The following is a 17,491-nucleotide window of genomic DNA, read 5'->3' on the forward strand; positions in this document are numbered from 1 at the left end:
GCTCTGCGCTGGTCGACGAACTAAAAATTGCCCACACAGCCGGACCCGGATACGCCGCGAATCATGCGCGTGATCGCGGATCTGGTGCTGGCGGCCGCCACGCGTGGCGAACAGGCAGATTTCGACCACCTCGTTCGATGACTTCTTGCCATGTGCAGTCGACAAGCAGGAGCTAAACGATGTGTGTCGTTGAAGCCTAATCAGCAAGCTATTGCAGCCAGAACGATCGCACTCGGCCACGCGTGATGTCGAGAAAAGGACTTGTGCCATCGTTAGCAACAGGAAATGCGTGGACCTCTGAATATGTCTAACGAGGGCCGTCGGCTAGTGCGCAGTTGTGCGACCAACAGGACTGGTCCGGCAGATTGCGGTGATAACGGGGATTATCAGGAGAGGGGAGCGGTGGTGGTGGGTGGCCCCAAAGGCGCGAACCCGCGGGCCGTGATCGTTGAGCCCTCGGTCGAAATGGATGTAGCCGCTGCACGCACGGGACTGTAGAAGTTGTGCAACGGAAGCGAATTCGGCGTGGCCTATTGATGCGGCAGTCCGCAAATGAAGGCCCGGATAAATCCGAGCTATCTACCCCTTCATTTGCGGACGCGGACCCTTGCCTTCGTGCAAGTGCGCGGCCGGACGGCACCGGTGTCGCCCAGCAACCCGCGACGGGCGATCGGGGCGCGAAGCCGGAGACGGCCAGCGTTGCGCTAACGCTGGCGCACGCGTGAGCGCGGGAAGCCGGGAACAGGCGACGAATGGCTCGATGGCCGATGGAACCTTGACGCCATGACGGCTGCGGACCTGAAGAGGCGAACCACGGCCGTTGCCCCGTCCCTGGGCGCGGCACCTTGCAGGGGCAAGGTCCCGCGCGCAAACGTGGACCGGAACCCGGGCCCGGCTACAGGTAATGGCGGTTGACCGGCGGCGGGTCCCGCCGTGACGGGGCGGACACCTGCGCGCCGATTGCGCTGGGGTGCACCGATCGGGTAGGGTGACGGGATTTCAACCCAAACAAGGAAGTCACCATGAACAAACAGGAACTGGTGGATGCCGTCGCCGCGAAGACCGGGGACAGCAAGGCCGCCACGGGCGAGACGATCGACGCGGTGATCGCGGCGATCACCGGTGAGCTGACGAAGGGCAAGACAGTGCAGCTGATCGGGTTTGGTTCGTTTTCCACGGGTGCGCGTGCCGCGCGGGTTGGCCGCAACCCGGCGACCGGCGCCGAGATCCAGATCCCTGCCGCGAAGACAGTCAAGTTCACGGCGGGCAAGGCTTTCAAGGACGCAGTCAACGGCGCGTAATACAGCGCCCCTCCGGGCGGTCGGACTTTTCGACAGCATGTAGAAATCCGGCCACCGGCGCGGCTGCCGGTCCTGGCAGCTGCTCGAGGGACACAAATACGGCGGCGGCTGTCAAATGACCGTCAAATAAGAATCGGTCATGTAAATGCGATATCAAGAAGACGAGGCCCAGTGCGGGACATATTTCATGTACTTGCGCCCCGCTTGCTCGTCATAAGGCCGGATCTTTTCCTGCTCGACGGCTTCCTTGATGTATCGGGATGCTGTCACACTGTTCTGCGGTTCAATGCCGAACCGCTCCCGCAGCGAGGTGTTGGTCATATAGTCACGTTCGACGTAGCGCAGGCACGCGTGCAGATAGCAGGCACGGACACGATCGCGCTTGTCCATCTGGCTCAGGCTCCGATGTGCGAAGAGCGTCACCCGGGTGTGGTCCGAGGCCAGCGCGAAGTCAGGCGCAGGCAACTGGTAGAGTTCAGTTTGCTGCACCACTTTGTCGACGCCGCTGCCGCGCTCCTCGCAAATGCCGAATCGCCTCAACAAGGATGCCAGGCTTTCATTGCGCGAGCGCGGGGGAGTGTCGAGAAACCGGTCAATATCCACTAGGGGTAGTCCAGGATTTGTGACCTCCATCCGGTCTGCAAAGATCTCGATCATTGGCCCGGCTCCGCCAACCGAAAAATCCTGATGGATCAGCGCGTTGGCCACGAGTTCCCGGACGGCGAGTTGGGGTACATCGGCACCGAGCGACGTAACGCCTTGCCGATCACCTCGTTGGCCGGTACCAAACCGTTGATAAAGCCGATTAGCCCTTCGAAACCCGCCGCATAGCCTTTAGCTCCGATCTGCTCGCGAAGAGTCTCGACCCGGCTTTTCTCCCTGTAGGCAACCACCCGCACCGCCTTGCGCTTCAGATGTGCGAAATCGTCCAGCTTTTTCGCAAAGAGAACCGCACCCAGATTCAGAATGTCCCAGCCACCGGCCTGGCTGCGCGCGACCAGATATTCCCGGGCCAGACGATCAAGTATTTGGGAGCGGTTCTCCGGCAGGGGAATTTCGGCGAGATCAAAATAGGCCGGATAGTCGAGCAGCGCCAGCACTTCAGCCTCTCCAAGATTTTCCGCGGCTACCAGCGACTCGAACGGCCTGTGGTCAAAAATTCGCCACAGCGCGCGCTCCTTCTCAGGAAAATCCTTCAGTTTCTTTTTGTATGAGCCGATGCGTACGAACTCCACGTGCTGGAACCGGACCGGGTGACGATAAGCGCGACCTACCTCGAGGACGACGATGCGTCGGCCATCAATTTCTGCTTCGAGAAACTGAAACTGCACCTTTGGGCTCAGCCGCTGCAGTAACCAGCTCTCGATTTCCTCGTTGCCTTTCTTGGCTTGACGTGGTCGATAGTCGGTGCCGAGTAGGTCGTGCGTGGCATCGTCCACGCCCCACACGAGGTAGCCATGCACCTTGTCGGCCAGCGCCGCCGAATTTGACAACGCCGAAATGTATTCGCCGATGTCCTCGGCCACAGCCTTGTTATGCTTGAACTCCACCCATTCGGCCTCAGCCGGAAGGGCGCGAAGTTCACTAATCAAGCCGATAAGCTTTTCAGCGCGATGTGTCTGCATGTCGATTGTGTAGACGAAGAGAAACGGGACTGGTGAATATACCAGTGTCAACGACTACTTCGAATCACCCGCATGGAAGAGAAACGATGGGGAGCGTGCACAACGATCTATGCCCTCCGATGTGCGCTGTTGCGCGACCGCACGCCTATCGTGGCGCGCCTCGCCGAAGCGCGTGGCGCGTCAGTCCCGGTCACTCAATGCGACGGGCAGAACCTTTGCCAGCACCGTCAACCGGAACAGCCTGCGCGAAGTCGGCGTCCAACTCGTCTAACTCCGCGGCCCCCATTGATGCCTCGCCGCTTGCAGTGCGGTCACGCCTGAACGGTTTCCGCTTTACACCGGCTTGCCGTCAACTAGCAACGGCGCGATGCGGCCCTGCAGTAGGGAGGTACATTTGCATTCATGTTTGGGGTGCATGAGGGCTTGCAATTCCAGGCTCTTTTTCGACGTGCCGCGCATCCCTATTATGTGCAGAGCAGACGATCGAGTCGGCTCGTTCGGTTACCACTAAAGACGCCAAATCGGGCGTGAGCGGGTGCTCGTACATGTCGCTTCTTTCCCGGGCCGAGCCTGAGTCGCCGTCCCGTACCGCCCACGCTGGGCGAGTCATTTGGAGTTCCTTCTCATGCGTCCAAAAATCATCTGTCACATGGTAGCGTCGATTGACGGCAGGTTGTTGCCCCCACGATGGACCCCTCCAGCTAAAGGCGTTGATCGGGGTATTGTTTCGCGGATCTACGAGGAGGTCGCGGACAGCTTTGATGCCGACGGCTGGATCATCGGCCGAAAGTCCATGGAAGATTTCGCAACGGGCGAGGCGCACGATGCGGAACAGGTCGTTGCTTTGCCTCGGACCTCGTTCATCGGAGACAGGAGAGGGCGGAGCGTCGCGGTGGCGGTTGACCCGGGCGGTAAGCTTCACTACACCGCGAGCGCCGTTGACGGACAGCACTTCATCACGGTGCTGAGTGAACGGGTGTCGGATGGGTACCTCGCAGAACTACGCCATAAAGGCGTGTCCTATACCTTTGCGGGCGAGGACGGAAGTGATCTTGAGCATGCGATGAGAGCGCTGGGAGAAGATTTCGGCATCCGGCTGATCCTTCTGGAAGGCGGTGGCCTCATCAATGGGTCGTTCCTCAAGGCGGGTTTGATCGACGAGATGAGTCTGCTTGTTTATCCTGGTGTTGACGGACTGGCGAGCGTTCCGAGTATCTTCGAGTATCACGGCGGAGAAAATGAACGACCGGCCGCCGGGAAGTCGCTTCGCCACGTTTCGACCGAGACGCTGGAAGGCGGAATGGTGTGGATTCGTTATGCGTTCGAGGCTAGTCCTGAGGCATCTTGATAGCTGAGGCAAAGTAGTAGCCCGGCAAGACCGATTTTCGATAGGTCGTGAACTTATCTAGGAGTACGTTATGGTTGATGCCAAAGATCTTCGTTTCAACGGAAAGGTTGCGTTCGTGACAGGCGCAACGAGCGGCATCGGGCGAGCGACCGCTATGGCATTCGCCCAGGAGGGGGCGAAAGTCGTGGTGGTCGACATTTCCGAAAGCGGCGCCAGGGAAACGGCTCGGCTGATCGAAGACGCGGGGGGCACAGCCCTCGCGGTAATCTGTGACGTAAGAGAGGCCGGGCAGGTCGAAGCCGCGGTTGATCAGGCGGTCGCCGCCTTTGGACGCATAGACTTCGCGTTTAACAACGCCGGTGTCGAACAGCCGGTAGTCGCCGTCGCGGACGTCTCCGAAGCGGACTGGCATCGGATCGTTGGGATCAATCTGACCGGCGTATTTTGGTGCATGAAATATGTAGTGCCGGTCATGCTGGCACAAGGTGGCGGATCCATTGTAAACACGTCGTCTAGCGCCGGCGCCCAGCATAAAGGGGCAGGGCGTCTATGCCGCGACAAAATACGGCGTGATCGGCCTGACGAAATGCGCCGCGCTGGACTACGCAAAGATGAACATTCGTGTGAACGCGATCTGTCCGGGAATCATCGACACGCCGATGATTCAGCGCTTTAGCGGCGGCACCTCGGAAGGATATGAAAGAGTGGTGGCTCAGGAGCCGGTTGGGCGATTGGGTAAGCCTGAAGAGATTGCGTCGGCGGTCCTTTGGCTCTGTTCCGAAGGCGGCGGATTCACGACAGGGCACGCGATGGTTATCGATGGAGGCCAAACCGTGGGCATCAGCTGAGCGCTCGCAGCAGGTTAGATGCGGGCGTCGCGGTTATCGTTGGTTCTGCAGCGGATGATCCTTGCGCAGCAGCGCTTTTAAACAGGCGGACGGCGGACGGCGGACGAGGGACGCGTCGGGTGCGGCGCGAAGCGGCGCCAGTTGTCGGGTGACACAGAAAGTGAAAACTCTGCCAAGTAAGTGAAAAACTGCTGACACGGTTAGTGAGAAAATCCGGGCGCCGGCCCCCTAGAGCGGACGGGGCGGAGCGGGGAATCGAACGTATCGGACGAGGCGGAAGTGTTCAGTGACCCAGGAGAGCTTGTATTGTCTCCTGGCTATGCGTGTAGCGGGATGCGGAGGTCGGGTACGGCAAAGTCCTTTTCAGTCTAGACAGCCGTCAGGCCGCCGTCGACCGGAAGGTCGATACCGGCGACGTAGCTGCTTTGGTCAGAGGCGAGGAATAACGCAGCGGAAGCGATCTCCTCGGGACGCGCCAAGCGCGCCAGAGGCGTAATCGCAGTGATCTGCTTCCTGGCTTCGGCGGCGCCTTCCTTGGACGGGAACTGCTCGTCGAACATCGGGGTGTCGACCGCGCCAGGGCTCAGCACGTTGGTCCTGATCTTCCGACCCTTGAGCTCATTGGTCCAAGTCCGGGCGAACGAACGGAGCGCCGCTTTGCTGGCGCTATAGGTGCTGCGGCCGGGAAATCCTTTGTTCTTTCCGGCGGAAGCCACGAGGATGATGGAGGCCCCATCATTCAAGTGGGGCAGTGCCTTCTGAACGGTGAAATAAGTGCCGCGTGCGTTGGTGTTGAAGGTCTTGTTGAAGTGTTCCGGCGTGGCTTCGGGTGTCAGCGCCTTTTCGACAAAGGCCGCGCCGGCGAAAATCACATCGATCTTGCCTTTTTTCGCGACGGTCTCGTAAAGACGGTCGAGGTCTTCGAGCTTGGCGATGTCGGTCTTTACGCCGGTGACGTTCGAGCCGATCTCCGTGACGGCCTTGTCGAGCTCGGCCTGGCGGCGGCCGGCGATAAACACGTAGGCGCCCTCTGCAACGAACTTCTTGGCGGTCGCGAGGCCGATGCCGCTGCTGCCGCCGGTGACGACGGCAATCTTGTTTTTCAGTTGAGGCATGTTGTTTCCTTCTCGGTTAGGCCGCCGACGATCGACGGCGGGGTTCGACGCGGATGACACGCCTTGCTCTTTCGATCACGGACATTCGATTTATTTCCCCGTGCACCGCCGCGACCGTCACTCTGAGGCCAGCCAAGACCTTGTTTGCGGTCCTTTGCTCCCTTGAGGTGCTGAAAAAAAAAGCCTCATCGCTAAACCTACACCATCGAAAATGCTGCAAGGCATTGCCTTCAGAGTTGCGACCAACCCCCATCGACCGGAAGTTCAGCGCCGGTCGTGAAGGTCGCGTCGAACGCGAGGAAGAGGACGGCCTTGGCGATCTCGTCCGACGTCCCGAAGCGCTTCATGGGGACCATACCGCTCGCATGTCCCCTCATCTGGGCGGCCGCATCTTTGTCGGAGAACGCCTTTTCGAGGATGCCCGTGTCGATGGGACCGGGCGTCACCGCGTTCACGCGAATATCCCGAGGAAGAAGCTCAGCGGCAAGCACCCGGGCGAATGATCGCAGCGCAGCCTTGGCGGGTCCGTATGTGGCTTGGCCGGGCATTCCCTTGACGTTCGCGATCGAGGTCGTGAGGACGACAGAGCCTCCCCGGTTGATCAGCGGCGCGAGCTTCTGCACCGCGAAAAACGGTCCCTTGGCGTTCAGGTTGAACATCTCGTCGTAGATGGCCTCGGTCACGCTCTCCAGAGGCGTTGGAATGCTGAACCCGGCGTTGACGAAAAGCAGGTCGAAGGTGTCGAACTCGGCCTTGACCCGAGAGGCGAGGACGTCGATGTCCGTCAACGACCGCGCATCGCTCGAAGCCACGATGGCGTTATTCCCAAGCTCTTTCTGCGCCGATTCCAGCGCAGCCTGCGATCGACCCGTCACCAGAACACGCGCGCCCCCATCGAGGAGCATCTTCGCCGTAGCGAGCCCCATGCCGCTGGTGCCGCCGATGATCACAACCTTTTTACCTTGGTACCGTTCCATGTGTATTCTCCTTGCGACGCTGGGTCGCTTTGCTGATTTCGAACTGTTCGGTACGATAATAGACACGATGACCGCGGTCAAGGAATTTTGAACTATTTATTTCAAAATACCGTAGGACCCCGTGGGCAATCATGGAGCGCCGCAATCGCCTGCTGATTCGGCTTACCGGGATCAGTTCAGCCGCGATCGGGCTCTCCTTCAGCACGCCGCTCTTAAATTGCTGCGAAAGACGACGAAGTTTTTTCTATGTCACGACGAGCCGTTTTGTTTCGGCGGAGCCGACGGCGACGCGGGTCTGACAGGCGATAAATTGACGCCAGAGACATTGACGACGGCCTGCCAGGCGGCTTCCTGGTTGGCGCCATCGTGGAGGTGTGGGTGGAGCTGCGCCTCAATTGGGCCTGTGAACTTCCCGGCCGCCGAGGCGAAGAATTGCCCCGAGACTTCGGTTCCGAACTCCGAGGCCTGGAGGTAGCGACGGGCGGCAGTCTCCGGCGTCTGATTCATGCCGGGAATGAGGTTCGCGATTGGGATAAACAGATACTTCAACGCCGGGCCAGCGTTTCGCACCACCTTGGTGTCGGTCGCCGCACCGGGCGAGACAGCGTACACGGCCATGCCGGAGGGTAGCCGGCGCGCCAGCGCCGCGACCCACCAAGCGATAATGAGCTTCGCGTCGGCATACGCATTGTTGGGCACGTACTTCACGTTCGGCCCGTTGCGCAGCAGGGCTTCCATAGCAGCGGTCAGGTCGCCCTGGTGGTATTTGGCAGCGAGTGCCTCCACGTCGGTGTAGCTGAACAGGGGTACGCCCCCTCGGGCAGGTTCCGCACTGGCGATAACGATCCGCGCGTTGGGGCTCAGCAGGTTGGCGCGGAGCAACCCGACAGTCAATTGATGATGGCCGATTAGCGGGGCCTGAGAAGCCTCGATGCCCGCCGCAGTGAGCACCCGCTTCTTACCTGGGACCATCCCTGCATTGAGCAGCAGGAAATCGATAGGCTGACCTCGCTTGACCAGCTCGGCGAGCGCGGACTGAACGCTGGACGGCGTGTCCAGATCCAGCTCCAGCGGCGTGAAAACCTGTGTCTTGGTCTCAGCCGCGAGTTGAGCGGCCGTTTCCTGGACCCGAGCCAGGCTGCGCCCGGTGACGATGACCTGGCGATAGCCCTCTTCGGCAAGAGCGCGGGCTGCCGCATAACCGAGCCCGGAGGTGGTGCCGGTGACGAGCGCGATCGAATGTTCCATAGGCGTCTCCGTGGTGAAGGGTGAAGGCCGAGTCGTGAGGCCCCGCGAGGCCAGAGCCGGCTTGCTAATTTCGAACTATTCGGTTATATATTGGTGCGATGACCATTGTCAATGAGTTTTGAACCAAATGATTCAAAATACTGCTAGGCCGCGGGGTCGACCGCGCAGCTTCGACGAGACGGCGGCGCTGGAAAAGGCGACCCAGGTGTTTCGGTCGAAGGGCTACGACGGAGTGACGATCGACGATCTCGTCGCCGGGATGGGTGTGGGACGTCCGAGCCTGTATGCCGTCTTTGGGGACAAGCGGGCGATATTCTTGCGTGCCCTCAGGGCGTATGCAGAGAGGAAGGGCGCTCTCGCAGCCAAAGCACTCCTCTCGCCGGAGGCTCTTCGCGACTCGCTCGCCAGCTTCCTGAGGCAGGCCGTAGAAAGTGCGACCGAGAAAGGTTCTGCCCCAGGCTGTCTTCTCGTGTGCGTGGCGCCGCTTGTGGACGACGCTGAGGTCCGTAAATTCCTGCAGAACGCTGCCGTTGGCGCCGTGGCGCTGGTGGAAGGTCGCTTCCGGGACGGGATCAGCGCGGGAGAAATCCCTTCTGACTTTCCCGTAGCCGCGCGCGCAATCCAAGTCACGGATTTAGCGCGTGGGCTGACCATGCGTGCGCAGATGGGCACGCCGCGCAAGACGCTCCTCAAAGATGCTGAGGAAGCGGCCGACTTGGTGCTCCTGCCGCGGCGCGTCTGACGGGTTATCGGAAACAATTCACTGAGAAATGACCACGACAACTGACATGAGCGGCGGACCCGGGGCGTTTCGTCGTCTGATGAACAAAGTGGCGACGTGGTCTATCGACTCCAAGCGCGCCGATGGGAACACAACAGTTTTTTCACTTACTGCGGCAGTGCGGGACGGATATTTCACTTTCCTTAGCACATGCTGGTTGCTCGACGCCACTCTTGCTTAAAAATCGCCTTAACTTCAACGACGCATTTTTCATTAATGGTGACACCCGACACCAGTTGATGCGTGGCCGGACGTCTTCCGGTCATGGAAAATGTATGGCCTCGGGCGAGCCGGGCAGTCTTACGGAAACATAACGGTTGCGCCCGTTGTCTGCCGTCCCTCCAGCCTGCGATGTGCCTCGGGTGCTTCGGCCAGTGGCATGCGGGAGCGAATGTGGATTTTCACCGCACCGCTCGCGACGACGTCGAAAAGCTCCTGGCTGTTGGCGAGAACGTCATCGCGCGTCGCCAGATGCGTGGGCAGCACTTGCCATGTGGCGAATAGCGAACCCTTCTCGGCGAGGAGCTTGAGGTCGACGGGGGCGATTGAACCCGATGCCGCACCGAAACTGACAAAGAAACCTAATGGCCTCAGGCAGTCGAGCGACGCCGGGAAAGTTGCTTGACCGACGGCGTCGTAGACCACGTCGCATCCCTTTCCCTTTGTGATCTGTTTCACACGCGAGGGGACATCTTCCCGCGTGTACTCGATGACATGATCGCAGCCATTCTGCCGAGCAACTTCCACCTTAGCCTGCGAGCCTACGGTGCCAATTACCGTAGCGCCCAGATGTTTCGCCCATTGCGCCAGAATCTGCCCAACCCCACCAGCGGCTGCGTGCATCAGTATTGTGTGACCCGGCCCGACGAGAAACGTGCGGCGCACGAGATATTGTGCTGTCAAACCTTTGAGCATCATTGCCGCCGCAGTCTCGAAGTCGATGTCTTCGGGTAGTGGGACCAAATAGTGCACCGGTACGATGCACTCTTCTGCATACGCACCTAGCGTCTCGACATAAGCAACCCGGTCGCCGATGGCGAAGTCAGTGACATCGTCGCCAATGGCGACAACCTCGCCAGCGCCCTCCTTGCCGAGCGTGAACGGCATTTCGGGTGGCGGGAAGGTGCCCTTGCGAAGATACACATCGGTATAGTTCACTCCGATTGCACGGTTGCGCACCCGGACCTCGCCACGGCCAGGCTTTCGGATGTCGATCTCCTCGTACACAAGTACTTCCGGACCGCCTGTACGATATACGCGGATCGCTTTCATGTTCTGTTCCTATGGTTTGCTCAGAGTTAGTTCGAACCGGTGATGAGCGGCGCCTCGCACCGCCGCTTCAGCTATGTTTATTTCAGCCCTGCCTGACGCCTGCTCGCCGGCCCGTCTGGGTGTTTTGACGATGGACCATCGAAGGGTAGGGAGACGTCAGCAGGTCCGCCCGCGTGCGGCGAAGATGTCGGGTCCACGCACAGCCACTTTGACGATCGGGCGTCCACACGGCCCCTGGTGTTCGACGGTACGGTTGGACCCCGTCGTCTTGATGGTCCCGTCGACATAGTGCCAGTGTTGTGGTAGCGACGTTAGCAGGCGAGAACCTGCGTGACTATTCCTAAATCTGAAAGGCCCTATACATCACGTGCATAAGTGTCGGCTTGTCTTCGGACGGAATGGACGTCAGCAGACTCCCCTGGCAGCCTTGAACCACGTCGCATCCACCGGCGCGTTCCGGTAGCTACCGCAGTGCATAGAGGGCACATCGGTCCACAGTCACGTCGATGACTTTCCGCTCTCCCGAATCGTCTCTGTCTATCCCCATTTTCCAACCCGCCTGTTGCGCACTCCCGTCAGGGCGCGGCTTCATAGAGCCGCATGGCCAATGTTCTCGGCGTCGGCGGAAATACGTTCCACGATCCGTCGTCATGCCTGAAGAAAACGATCGTCGAAGAATATTCTGATTCCACGGCCCCGATCCGGACATAGCGTCTGCGATCGGGAAATGTGCGGCCGACCTCCACAATCTGGACGGGAAAATTTGCGTCGACCCCAAACCATTTCCGGACCAGTGACCGCAATGACTTATCGCCAGCATGCATGGACTGTTCACGCTCCTGAGGTGCAACGAATACGTCTGAAACCCAAGGTCGAACGGTCACTCGCAATATGAGAAGAGAACGTGCCAACAGCACCGCGCCCGCCAGCCCAAGAATGTCCGACCGTCGCCAACTAACAAGTCCGGTGCCCTTGGGGGCTCCTGTCCGACCAGTCGACTGCGCCCTGTCTGATCGACAGCGTCGGGTATAAATATATCCTGTATTGTGGCATGCCGTAACGAGAAAGTTCCCCGGAGATCGGCGGTTTTTGCACCTGGCCGGCCTGAAGTCCAGCCACGAGCGCTGCCCTTGCGGGGCCCATAGAGTTTGACGGACAGGCCGGCCGGGAAGACCGTAGGCGCGTGCAGCCCGCGCGTCTCCGCGTAATCCCCGATGAGAATCAGCCTAAATTCTGTTTCGTCGCGTTAAAAGATCCCGTATGATGACATTTCACTAACGAGTTGTCGGGAGCAGGCTATGCAACAGAAAGTGATTCTGACTTGTGCGGTAACTGGCGGCGACGACACCGTGCCAAAGTTTTCGTCCGTGCCGTTCAAGCCTGATCAGATTGCCGACGAGGCGATTGCTGCTTGCGCCGCGGGCGCAGCGATCGCACATATTCATGTACGTGACCCGGAGACAGGCAAGCCCAGCATGGGACTGGACCTGTACCGCGAAGTTGTTCAGCGAATCCGCGAAAGCGGGAGCCCGGTGATTATCAATCTCACGACCGGTCCGGGGGCACGGTTCATACCGAGCAGTAGCGAGGCCAACACTGCGGCGCCGGGCTCCAATCTCAGAACTCCGGAAGAGCGTGTCCGGCACATTCTCGCCCTCAAACCGGAAATCTGTAGTCTGGACATGGGCAGTCTGAACTTCGGGAAAGGTGCCCTGATCAATGTGCCATCACACATTGAAGCGATTGCGGCGGAAATCCGTCGCGCCGGAGTCCTCCCCGAACTGGAAATTTTTGATACCGGCCATCTCGCATTTTCGCTGGATATGATCAAACGCGGCATCATCGACCGGAATGCAATCTTCCAGCTGGTGATGGGGGTGCCTTGGGGCGCTCCGGCCGTCACTGAAGCGTTGAGCGCGATGAAGAGTCTTCTGCCGCAGGACAGTACATGGGCGGCATTCGGGATTGGCCGCTCGGAGTTTCCAATGGTTGCTCAGGCGTATCTTCTCGGCGGCCATGTCCGCGTCGGCCTTGAGGACAACCTTTACATAGAAAAAGGCGTGCTCGCGCCCGACAACGCGTCCCTGGTGAAGAAGGCGCGGACAATCCTTGAAATGCTCGGGGCAACTCTGGCAACGCCAGACGAAGCACGACAGATCCTCGGCATTGGGCAGGTCAAGTCGGACACGGATCGATCTGCGGAGCCTGTGAATTGACCACCACTCTTTCGATCGCATGCGTTCAGGTATCGCCGAACGGCGACCGTCTCTCAAACATCGACGAGGCGATTGCTGGAGTTCGTCGTGCTGCAGCCAACGGCGCAAAACTGATCGCGTTGCCGGAGTACGCGACGCAGTTGCACTCGAGGGGTCGGGTCATGCGCGATGGCGCAGGCTCGGCCGAAAACGACGAGGCGTTGACCGCATTCAGCGCAGTGGCGCTGGAATGTCAATGCTGGATTCTGGTCGGATCGCTGACGATGCGCGCTGGCAACGAGAAGATCTACAACCGGTCGTATCTCTTCGCCGATGACGGGTCAGTTGTTGCTAGCTACGACAAGCTTCACATGTTCAATGCGACGTTACCGACGGGTCGGGTAATTCAGGAAGGGTCGTTGTATGAGGCAGGGTCGCGGGCCGTAGCGGCGGAGACGCCATGGGGCCTTCTCGGTCTTACCATCTGCTACGACGTGCGATTTCCGCATCTATACCGGGCGCTGGCTCAGGCAGGCGCGAAGATGATCGCTGTCCCGGCCGCGTTCACTCGCGCGACCGGGCAGATGCACTGGCACGCATTGCTCCGGGCAAGAGCCATCGAGAACGCTTGTTACATCATCGCTCCTGCGACGTGCGGAATTCATCCGGAAGACCATGCGACGTTCGGTCATTCGCTCGTGGTGGACCCGTTTGGAAAGATTGTGCTCGAAGCAGGCGATGAGCCGGGCGTGTTCGAGGTGGAAATTGATCTGTCGCAAGTCGACATTGCGCGAGCGCTAATTCCTTCCCTTACGCACGATCGGCCGTTTCAGGTGGAAATTGCATCGAGAGATGGCGCCAACGGTCCGACGGGATAGCTGCATGCGCGAAATGCAGCGATCGAGACACGCCTATACATCGCGGCGAAGGGAAATCCACGGGTGAAAACGTTCAACACAACGAGAGTTTGATATGACTGAATCCGTACAGCGTTTTCCGCCTCTGGAACGCAGCGCCATGACGGAGCGCCAGAGAGCCGTAGCTGACGAAATTGCTGCGGGACCGCGAGGATCGCTAAAGGGGCCATTCCTTGTGCTGATTCACAACCCGGAGCTTGCCAGTTGTGTCCAGGCGGTGGGCGAGCACCTGCGATTCGGCACCGCGATTCCAAAGCCACTGATCGAACTTGCAATCCTCGTGGTCGCTCACCGCTGGAACTGCCGTTATGAGTGGTTCGCACACGCGCGGATTGCGCGGGAGGCTGGGGTCAGCGCGGACATGATTTCCGAACTGGCGATCGGAGAACTGCCGAGCCCAATGAGTGCGGACGAAGCGCTGGTTCATCGGTTCTCGGTGGAGACCGCTTGGGACGGTCGCCCGAGCGAGGTAGCGCTCAACAAAGCCGAGGCGATTTTTGGACGCCCGGCGGTACTGGACCTCATTGCGATAGTCGGCTACTACACGATGCTTGCCATGGTGCTGAACGCAGCACAGGTTCCCGTCCCCGACCACCCAATCCAGCTGCGGGAAACCCCAGCAATGCGACCACCGACCCAGGTCGATTAGCGAATCCAAAACCGCATGGGCGCCATCGCTGTGACGCGTTGATTAATGAGGCGCGAGTAAATGCTTATTTGCATTTTTTATATTGTATAGGAGACGACAATGCCGGCAGTTTCGGGAGGAAAATTTGTAGTGGTGGGTGGTGCGAGCCTACTCGGATCTCACATCGGAGAGTTACTACTTCAGGCGGACGCTCGCGAAGTCGTACTGCTGGACAATCTGGCGCTCGGGTCTACCGACAATATCCAGTCTCTTCTTTCGGATGGACGCTGTACGTTCGTGCGAGGCGACATTCTGAGACTCAACGAACTCTTTGACCCCTTCGCCGGTGCTGATGGCGTCTTCAACGTTGCGGGATTCCTGACAGCGCCGATCGCCGCGAATCCGTGGATGGGAATCGATGTCAACGTACGCGGCGCTCAAAATGTGCTGGAAGCATGCCGCGTGCAGGGCGTTAAGAAAATGATCTTCAGCTCGTCTACTGGCGTCTACGGCGGCCTGGGTGACGAACCAAACGATGAAAACTCGCCGCTTCGGTGGGGTGACCTACCCCCAGCTCTTGTTCTTTATTGCACCTCGAAAGTAATGGGTGAAGGGCTTGCGCGTCTGTATCAACAGCGCTACGGAATTAACTGCGTGTCTCTGCGCTACTCGGCGATCTACGGGGAGCGACAGCATAAGCGGGCCATTGATGCAACTCGAATGGTCGAAGCATATGAGCGCATTAGATCGGGCCAGCCCCCAATCATTCAGGGCGACGGAAACCAGTTGCAGGATTACGTGTATGTCGGCGACGTCGCAAGAGCAAACCTGCTCGCGATGGAGAGAAATGTAAGCGGGGAAGGTATCACGATCGCGACGGGTGTGAACACTTCTCAAGCCGGTATTGTCGACCTCATCGTGAAGGCTTGCGAAACGGACCTAAAGGCTCAATACAGTGACGACGTGACGAGCAAGCCGTCACCTGCAACCCGGCCAGTGTTTGGCCGCGAAGCGGCCAAACGTCTACTCGGCTGGGAGCCTGCCGTCTCAATCGAAGAGGGAATTCGCCGGTTGGTCGCATGGCTAGATCAAGAGAGAGCTTCCACCAAAACCGTCTAGAGGCTATGTCACTGGTGCGGCCGGTCAAGCCGGCTGCCTGTGCGCCTATCCGGCATTTAGCGATATTACTTCAACGGTTTCCTCAAAGGCCTGTTGTATAGAGGCGCCGTGGAAAAGCGTCGATAGAGATTGCTCAGTGAGCGTCGCAAACGCAGTTGTTCTATCAGGAGGATGTTCTAATGAATGCAATTCATAAGCCCGAACTCGGAGCAGCCGCGAAGTTGTTCCTGGCGAAAGCTCCAAAGATGCTGATCGATGGAAAGTGGGTTGATGCGATAAGCGGTGAGACATTTCCGGTTGAGGACCCCAGCACAGAAGAGGTCATTACCCACGTGCCGGCCGGAAATAAGCTGGACGTTGATCGTGCTGTCGAAGCGGCTCGTCGAGCCCTTGAATCAGGACCGTGGGGGCGGCTCTCGCCCGGCGATAGGTCGAAGCTTATTTGGCGCTTGGGAGACCTACTGGAGAAGCACGTCGACGAGTTCGCAGAAATTGAATCACTTGATAACGGGAAGCCGGTCGCCAACGCCCGAAGGGACGACGTGCCGGGTGCAGTCAGTATGTTCCACTATATGGCGGGCTGGCCGCAACGCCTTTCGGGCGAGACCTTGCCGGTGTCGAGCCCCGGCGACTGGCATGCGTACACTTTGCGTGAGCCTGTCGGGGTCGTTGGTCAGATCATTCCGTGGAACTTCCCGCTTGGAATGCTGGCCTGGAAGGTCGCGCCCGCCCTTGCAGCAGGCTGTACGATAGTACTCAAGCCGGCGGAACAGACACCGCTGACTGCATTACGGTTCGGCGAGCTCGTGCAGGAAGCCGGCATTCCCGACGGCGTCGTCAACATTGTGACGGGTTACGGAGAAACAGCCGGCGCGGCATTGGCCGAGCACCCGGATGTGAACAAGGTCGCATTCACCGGTTCGACCGAGGTTGGCAAACGTATCGTACGGGCCGCCGCTGGCAATCTGAAACGGGTTTCTTTGGAACTGGGCGGGAAATCGCCGGCGATCGTGTTCCCCGATGCGAATCTCGATTTGGCTATCGCTGGAACAGCGAACGCAATCTTCTACAATCAGGGCCAAACTTGTACGGCGGCATCAAGGCTTTTTGCTCACCGATCAATCTATGATCAAGTTGTCGAAGGTGTGTCGGTTGCGGCAAGCAAGGTCAAGATCGGCCACGGGCTAGATCCGACCGTGAATTTTGGTCCCTTGGTCTCCAGGGAACAACATCAGCGCGTCTCCGGCTTCCTGGACTCCAGCAGATCGGAGGGAGCCGAAGTAGTCACTGGCGGCAACGTGATTGGTACCAGGGGTTATTTCGTCGAGCCGACTGTCTTGGCGCAAACAAATCGCGATATGCGCGTAGTGCGAGAAGAAATCTTCGGGCCAGTCGTGTGCGTGCAATCGTTTGACGACGATGATCTCGAAGCGGTAGCGCGGTTCGCGAACGACACCGAGTATGGACTTTCAGCAAGTGTCTGGACTCAAGACCTCAGGGTTGCTCATTTAATGGCTCGAAAAATTAAAGCCGGCACCGTCTGTATTAACACCCATAATTATGCCGATCCCGCGTGGCCATTTGGTGGCAGTAAGCAATCAGGCTGGGGTAGGGAAATGGGCAAAGAAGTGATGGAGAGTTATACAGAATTGAAATCCATCGCGGCACGCCTGTAGCAGGCCTCGCCTGCGACGCTCTGACCGAAGGCATCGCAGGCGAACTACCAGGCTGCTGTCGCTTTCTCGGAATAGTCCCGAAACGACACCCGTGCCATACCGAACATGCCGATGCAGACAAACCAATCGCATTTATCCACGTGGTACGGGCATGCATCCTTGAATGTGACGACGCGCTGACCTCCGATCCAACTTCTTAGCGAAAAAACTTTTGGGGCGCTGAAGACATACGCGTACACGGTCGACCGTTCGAACAGGCGCCCTGCGAGGAAAGAAGTTGTCGACCGGTTTCCGGTTGGACGTTGCTCGCCGTAACAAACGGAAAACAAACTATGTCGCCCTGTGCGACGTTCGAGAAGAAAACGTCGATACTGAGCAAGGCACGCGCCCTGATCGTTCTGGCGTTGTCACTCGAGGAACGGGGCACGATGGATTCTACTG

General features: G+C 59.0%; 16 protein-coding genes. 10 read left to right on the forward strand and 6 right to left on the reverse strand.

Going from position 1 to position 17,491, the window contains the following annotated elements; all coding sequences use genetic code 11:
* The first annotated feature begins 1,022 nt into the window (after positions 1-1,022).
* Positions 1,023-1,301: an HU family DNA-binding protein gene (locus SB772_RS09795; protein ID WP_410833058.1), complete on the forward strand. Its 279-nt coding sequence runs from the start codon at positions 1,023-1,025 to the stop codon at positions 1,299-1,301.
* A 153-nt stretch (positions 1,302-1,454) separates the two neighbouring features.
* Here the strand turns inward: SB772_RS09795 and SB772_RS09800 are convergent, their stop codons facing one another.
* Positions 1,455-2,009 carry an ATP-binding protein gene (locus SB772_RS09800; RefSeq protein WP_410833059.1) on the reverse strand — a complete coding sequence of 185 codons (555 nt, stop codon included), beginning with the start codon at positions 2,007-2,009 and terminating at the stop codon, positions 1,455-1,457.
* Positions 1,994-2,977 carry a helix-turn-helix domain-containing protein gene (locus SB772_RS09805; protein WP_410833060.1) on the reverse strand — a complete coding sequence of 328 codons (984 nt, stop codon included), beginning with the start codon at positions 2,975-2,977 and terminating at the stop codon, positions 1,994-1,996. The genes SB772_RS09800 and SB772_RS09805 overlap by 16 nt, the downstream gene beginning before the upstream one ends.
* A gap of 574 nt (positions 2,978-3,551) precedes the next feature.
* Here SB772_RS09805 and SB772_RS09810 point away from each other — a divergent pair.
* The 3 genes from SB772_RS09810 to SB772_RS09820 all read left to right on the forward strand — a co-directional run bounded on the left by SB772_RS09810 (position 3,552) and on the right by SB772_RS09820 (position 5,122).
* Positions 3,552-4,274: a dihydrofolate reductase family protein gene (locus SB772_RS09810; RefSeq protein ID WP_410833061.1), complete on the forward strand. Its 723-nt coding sequence runs from the start codon at positions 3,552-3,554 to the stop codon at positions 4,272-4,274.
* Between the two features lie 154 nt (positions 4,275-4,428).
* Positions 4,429-4,950, forward strand: a complete 522-nt coding sequence (locus SB772_RS09815) for an SDR family NAD(P)-dependent oxidoreductase (RefSeq protein WP_410833374.1) — start codon at positions 4,429-4,431, stop codon at positions 4,948-4,950.
* A complete protein-coding gene (locus SB772_RS09820) occupies positions 4,844-5,122 on the forward strand; it encodes an SDR family oxidoreductase (protein WP_410833062.1) in 279 nt (92 codons plus the stop codon). Before SB772_RS09815 ends, SB772_RS09820 begins: the two co-directional genes overlap by 107 nt.
* Positions 5,123-5,490: 368 nt before the next feature.
* Here the strand turns inward: SB772_RS09820 and SB772_RS09825 are convergent, their stop codons facing one another.
* From SB772_RS09825 to SB772_RS09835, 3 genes are all read right to left on the reverse strand, one after another.
* Positions 5,491-6,237, reverse strand: a complete 747-nt coding sequence (locus tag SB772_RS09825; protein WP_410833063.1) for an SDR family NAD(P)-dependent oxidoreductase — start codon at positions 6,235-6,237, stop codon at positions 5,491-5,493.
* Between the two features lie 230 nt (positions 6,238-6,467).
* Positions 6,468-7,214, reverse strand: coding sequence for an SDR family oxidoreductase (locus SB772_RS09830; RefSeq protein ID WP_410833064.1), 747 nt, complete (start codon positions 7,212-7,214; stop codon positions 6,468-6,470).
* Positions 7,215-7,463: 249 nt separating this feature from the next.
* Positions 7,464-8,462, reverse strand: a complete 999-nt coding sequence (locus SB772_RS09835) for an SDR family NAD(P)-dependent oxidoreductase (RefSeq protein WP_410833065.1) — start codon at positions 8,460-8,462, stop codon at positions 7,464-7,466.
* A 127-nt stretch (positions 8,463-8,589) separates the two neighbouring features.
* On the opposite strand from SB772_RS09835, the gene SB772_RS09840 reads away from it, so the two are divergent.
* Positions 8,590-9,204: a TetR/AcrR family transcriptional regulator gene (locus SB772_RS09840; protein ID WP_410833375.1), complete on the forward strand. Its 615-nt coding sequence runs from the start codon at positions 8,590-8,592 to the stop codon at positions 9,202-9,204.
* 339 nt (positions 9,205-9,543) lie between these two features.
* On the opposite strand, the gene SB772_RS09845 is transcribed toward SB772_RS09840, so the two are convergent.
* Entirely contained in the window at positions 9,544-10,515 is a 972-nt protein-coding gene (locus SB772_RS09845; RefSeq protein WP_410833066.1) for a quinone oxidoreductase family protein, read from the reverse strand.
* A gap of 1,298 nt (positions 10,516-11,813) precedes the next feature.
* On the opposite strand from SB772_RS09845, the gene SB772_RS09850 reads away from it, so the two are divergent.
* From SB772_RS09850 to SB772_RS09870, 5 genes are all read left to right on the forward strand, one after another.
* Positions 11,814-12,731: a 3-keto-5-aminohexanoate cleavage protein gene (locus tag SB772_RS09850; protein WP_410833067.1), complete on the forward strand. Its 918-nt coding sequence runs from the start codon at positions 11,814-11,816 to the stop codon at positions 12,729-12,731.
* Positions 12,728-13,588 carry a carbon-nitrogen hydrolase family protein gene (locus SB772_RS09855; RefSeq protein ID WP_410833068.1) on the forward strand — a complete coding sequence of 287 codons (861 nt, stop codon included), beginning with the start codon at positions 12,728-12,730 and terminating at the stop codon, positions 13,586-13,588. Before SB772_RS09850 ends, SB772_RS09855 begins: the two co-directional genes overlap by 4 nt.
* A gap of 94 nt (positions 13,589-13,682) precedes the next feature.
* Positions 13,683-14,276, forward strand: coding sequence for a carboxymuconolactone decarboxylase family protein (locus SB772_RS09860; RefSeq protein ID WP_410833069.1), 594 nt, complete (start codon positions 13,683-13,685; stop codon positions 14,274-14,276).
* A 99-nt stretch (positions 14,277-14,375) separates the two neighbouring features.
* Positions 14,376-15,374 (forward strand): NAD-dependent epimerase/dehydratase family protein, encoded by a 999-nt coding sequence (locus tag SB772_RS09865; RefSeq protein ID WP_410833070.1) that lies wholly within the window; start codon positions 14,376-14,378, stop codon positions 15,372-15,374.
* 179 nt (positions 15,375-15,553) lie between these two features.
* Entirely contained in the window at positions 15,554-17,050 is a 1,497-nt protein-coding gene (locus SB772_RS09870) for an aldehyde dehydrogenase family protein (RefSeq protein ID WP_410833071.1), read from the forward strand.
* Positions 17,051-17,491: the final 441 nt, after the last annotated feature.

Source organism: Paraburkholderia sp. SIMBA_030 (genome assembly GCF_046535245.1).
GTDB lineage: Bacteria > Pseudomonadota > Gammaproteobacteria > Burkholderiales > Burkholderiaceae > Paraburkholderia.

Excerpts from the sequence above, each read along its gene's own strand:
- SB772_RS09795 (WP_410833058.1), top strand. The coding sequence starts at position 1,023 with ATGAACAAACAGGAACTGGTGGATGCCGTCGCCGCGAAGACCGGGGAC.
- SB772_RS09810 (WP_410833061.1), top strand. The coding sequence starts at position 3,552 with ATGCGTCCAAAAATCATCTGTCACATGGTAGCGTCGATTGACGGCAGG.
- SB772_RS09815 (WP_410833374.1), top strand. The coding sequence starts at position 4,429 with ATGGCATTCGCCCAGGAGGGGGCGAAAGTCGTGGTGGTCGACATTTCC.
- SB772_RS09825 (WP_410833063.1), bottom strand. The coding sequence starts at position 6,237 with ATGCCTCAACTGAAAAACAAGATTGCCGTCGTCACCGGCGGCAGCAGC.
- SB772_RS09830 (WP_410833064.1), bottom strand. The coding sequence starts at position 7,214 with ATGGAACGGTACCAAGGTAAAAAGGTTGTGATCATCGGCGGCACCAGC.
- SB772_RS09835 (WP_410833065.1), bottom strand. The coding sequence starts at position 8,462 with ATGGAACATTCGATCGCGCTCGTCACCGGCACCACCTCCGGGCTCGGT.
- SB772_RS09840 (WP_410833375.1), top strand. The coding sequence starts at position 8,590 with ATGATTCAAAATACTGCTAGGCCGCGGGGTCGACCGCGCAGCTTCGAC.
- SB772_RS09845 (WP_410833066.1), bottom strand. The coding sequence starts at position 10,515 with ATGAAAGCGATCCGCGTATATCGTACAGGCGGTCCGGAAGTACTTGTG.
- SB772_RS09850 (WP_410833067.1), top strand. The coding sequence starts at position 11,814 with ATGCAACAGAAAGTGATTCTGACTTGTGCGGTAACTGGCGGCGACGAC.
- SB772_RS09860 (WP_410833069.1), top strand. The coding sequence starts at position 13,683 with ATGACTGAATCCGTACAGCGTTTTCCGCCTCTGGAACGCAGCGCCATG.
- SB772_RS09865 (WP_410833070.1), top strand. The coding sequence starts at position 14,376 with ATGCCGGCAGTTTCGGGAGGAAAATTTGTAGTGGTGGGTGGTGCGAGC.
- SB772_RS09870 (WP_410833071.1), top strand. The coding sequence starts at position 15,554 with ATGAATGCAATTCATAAGCCCGAACTCGGAGCAGCCGCGAAGTTGTTC.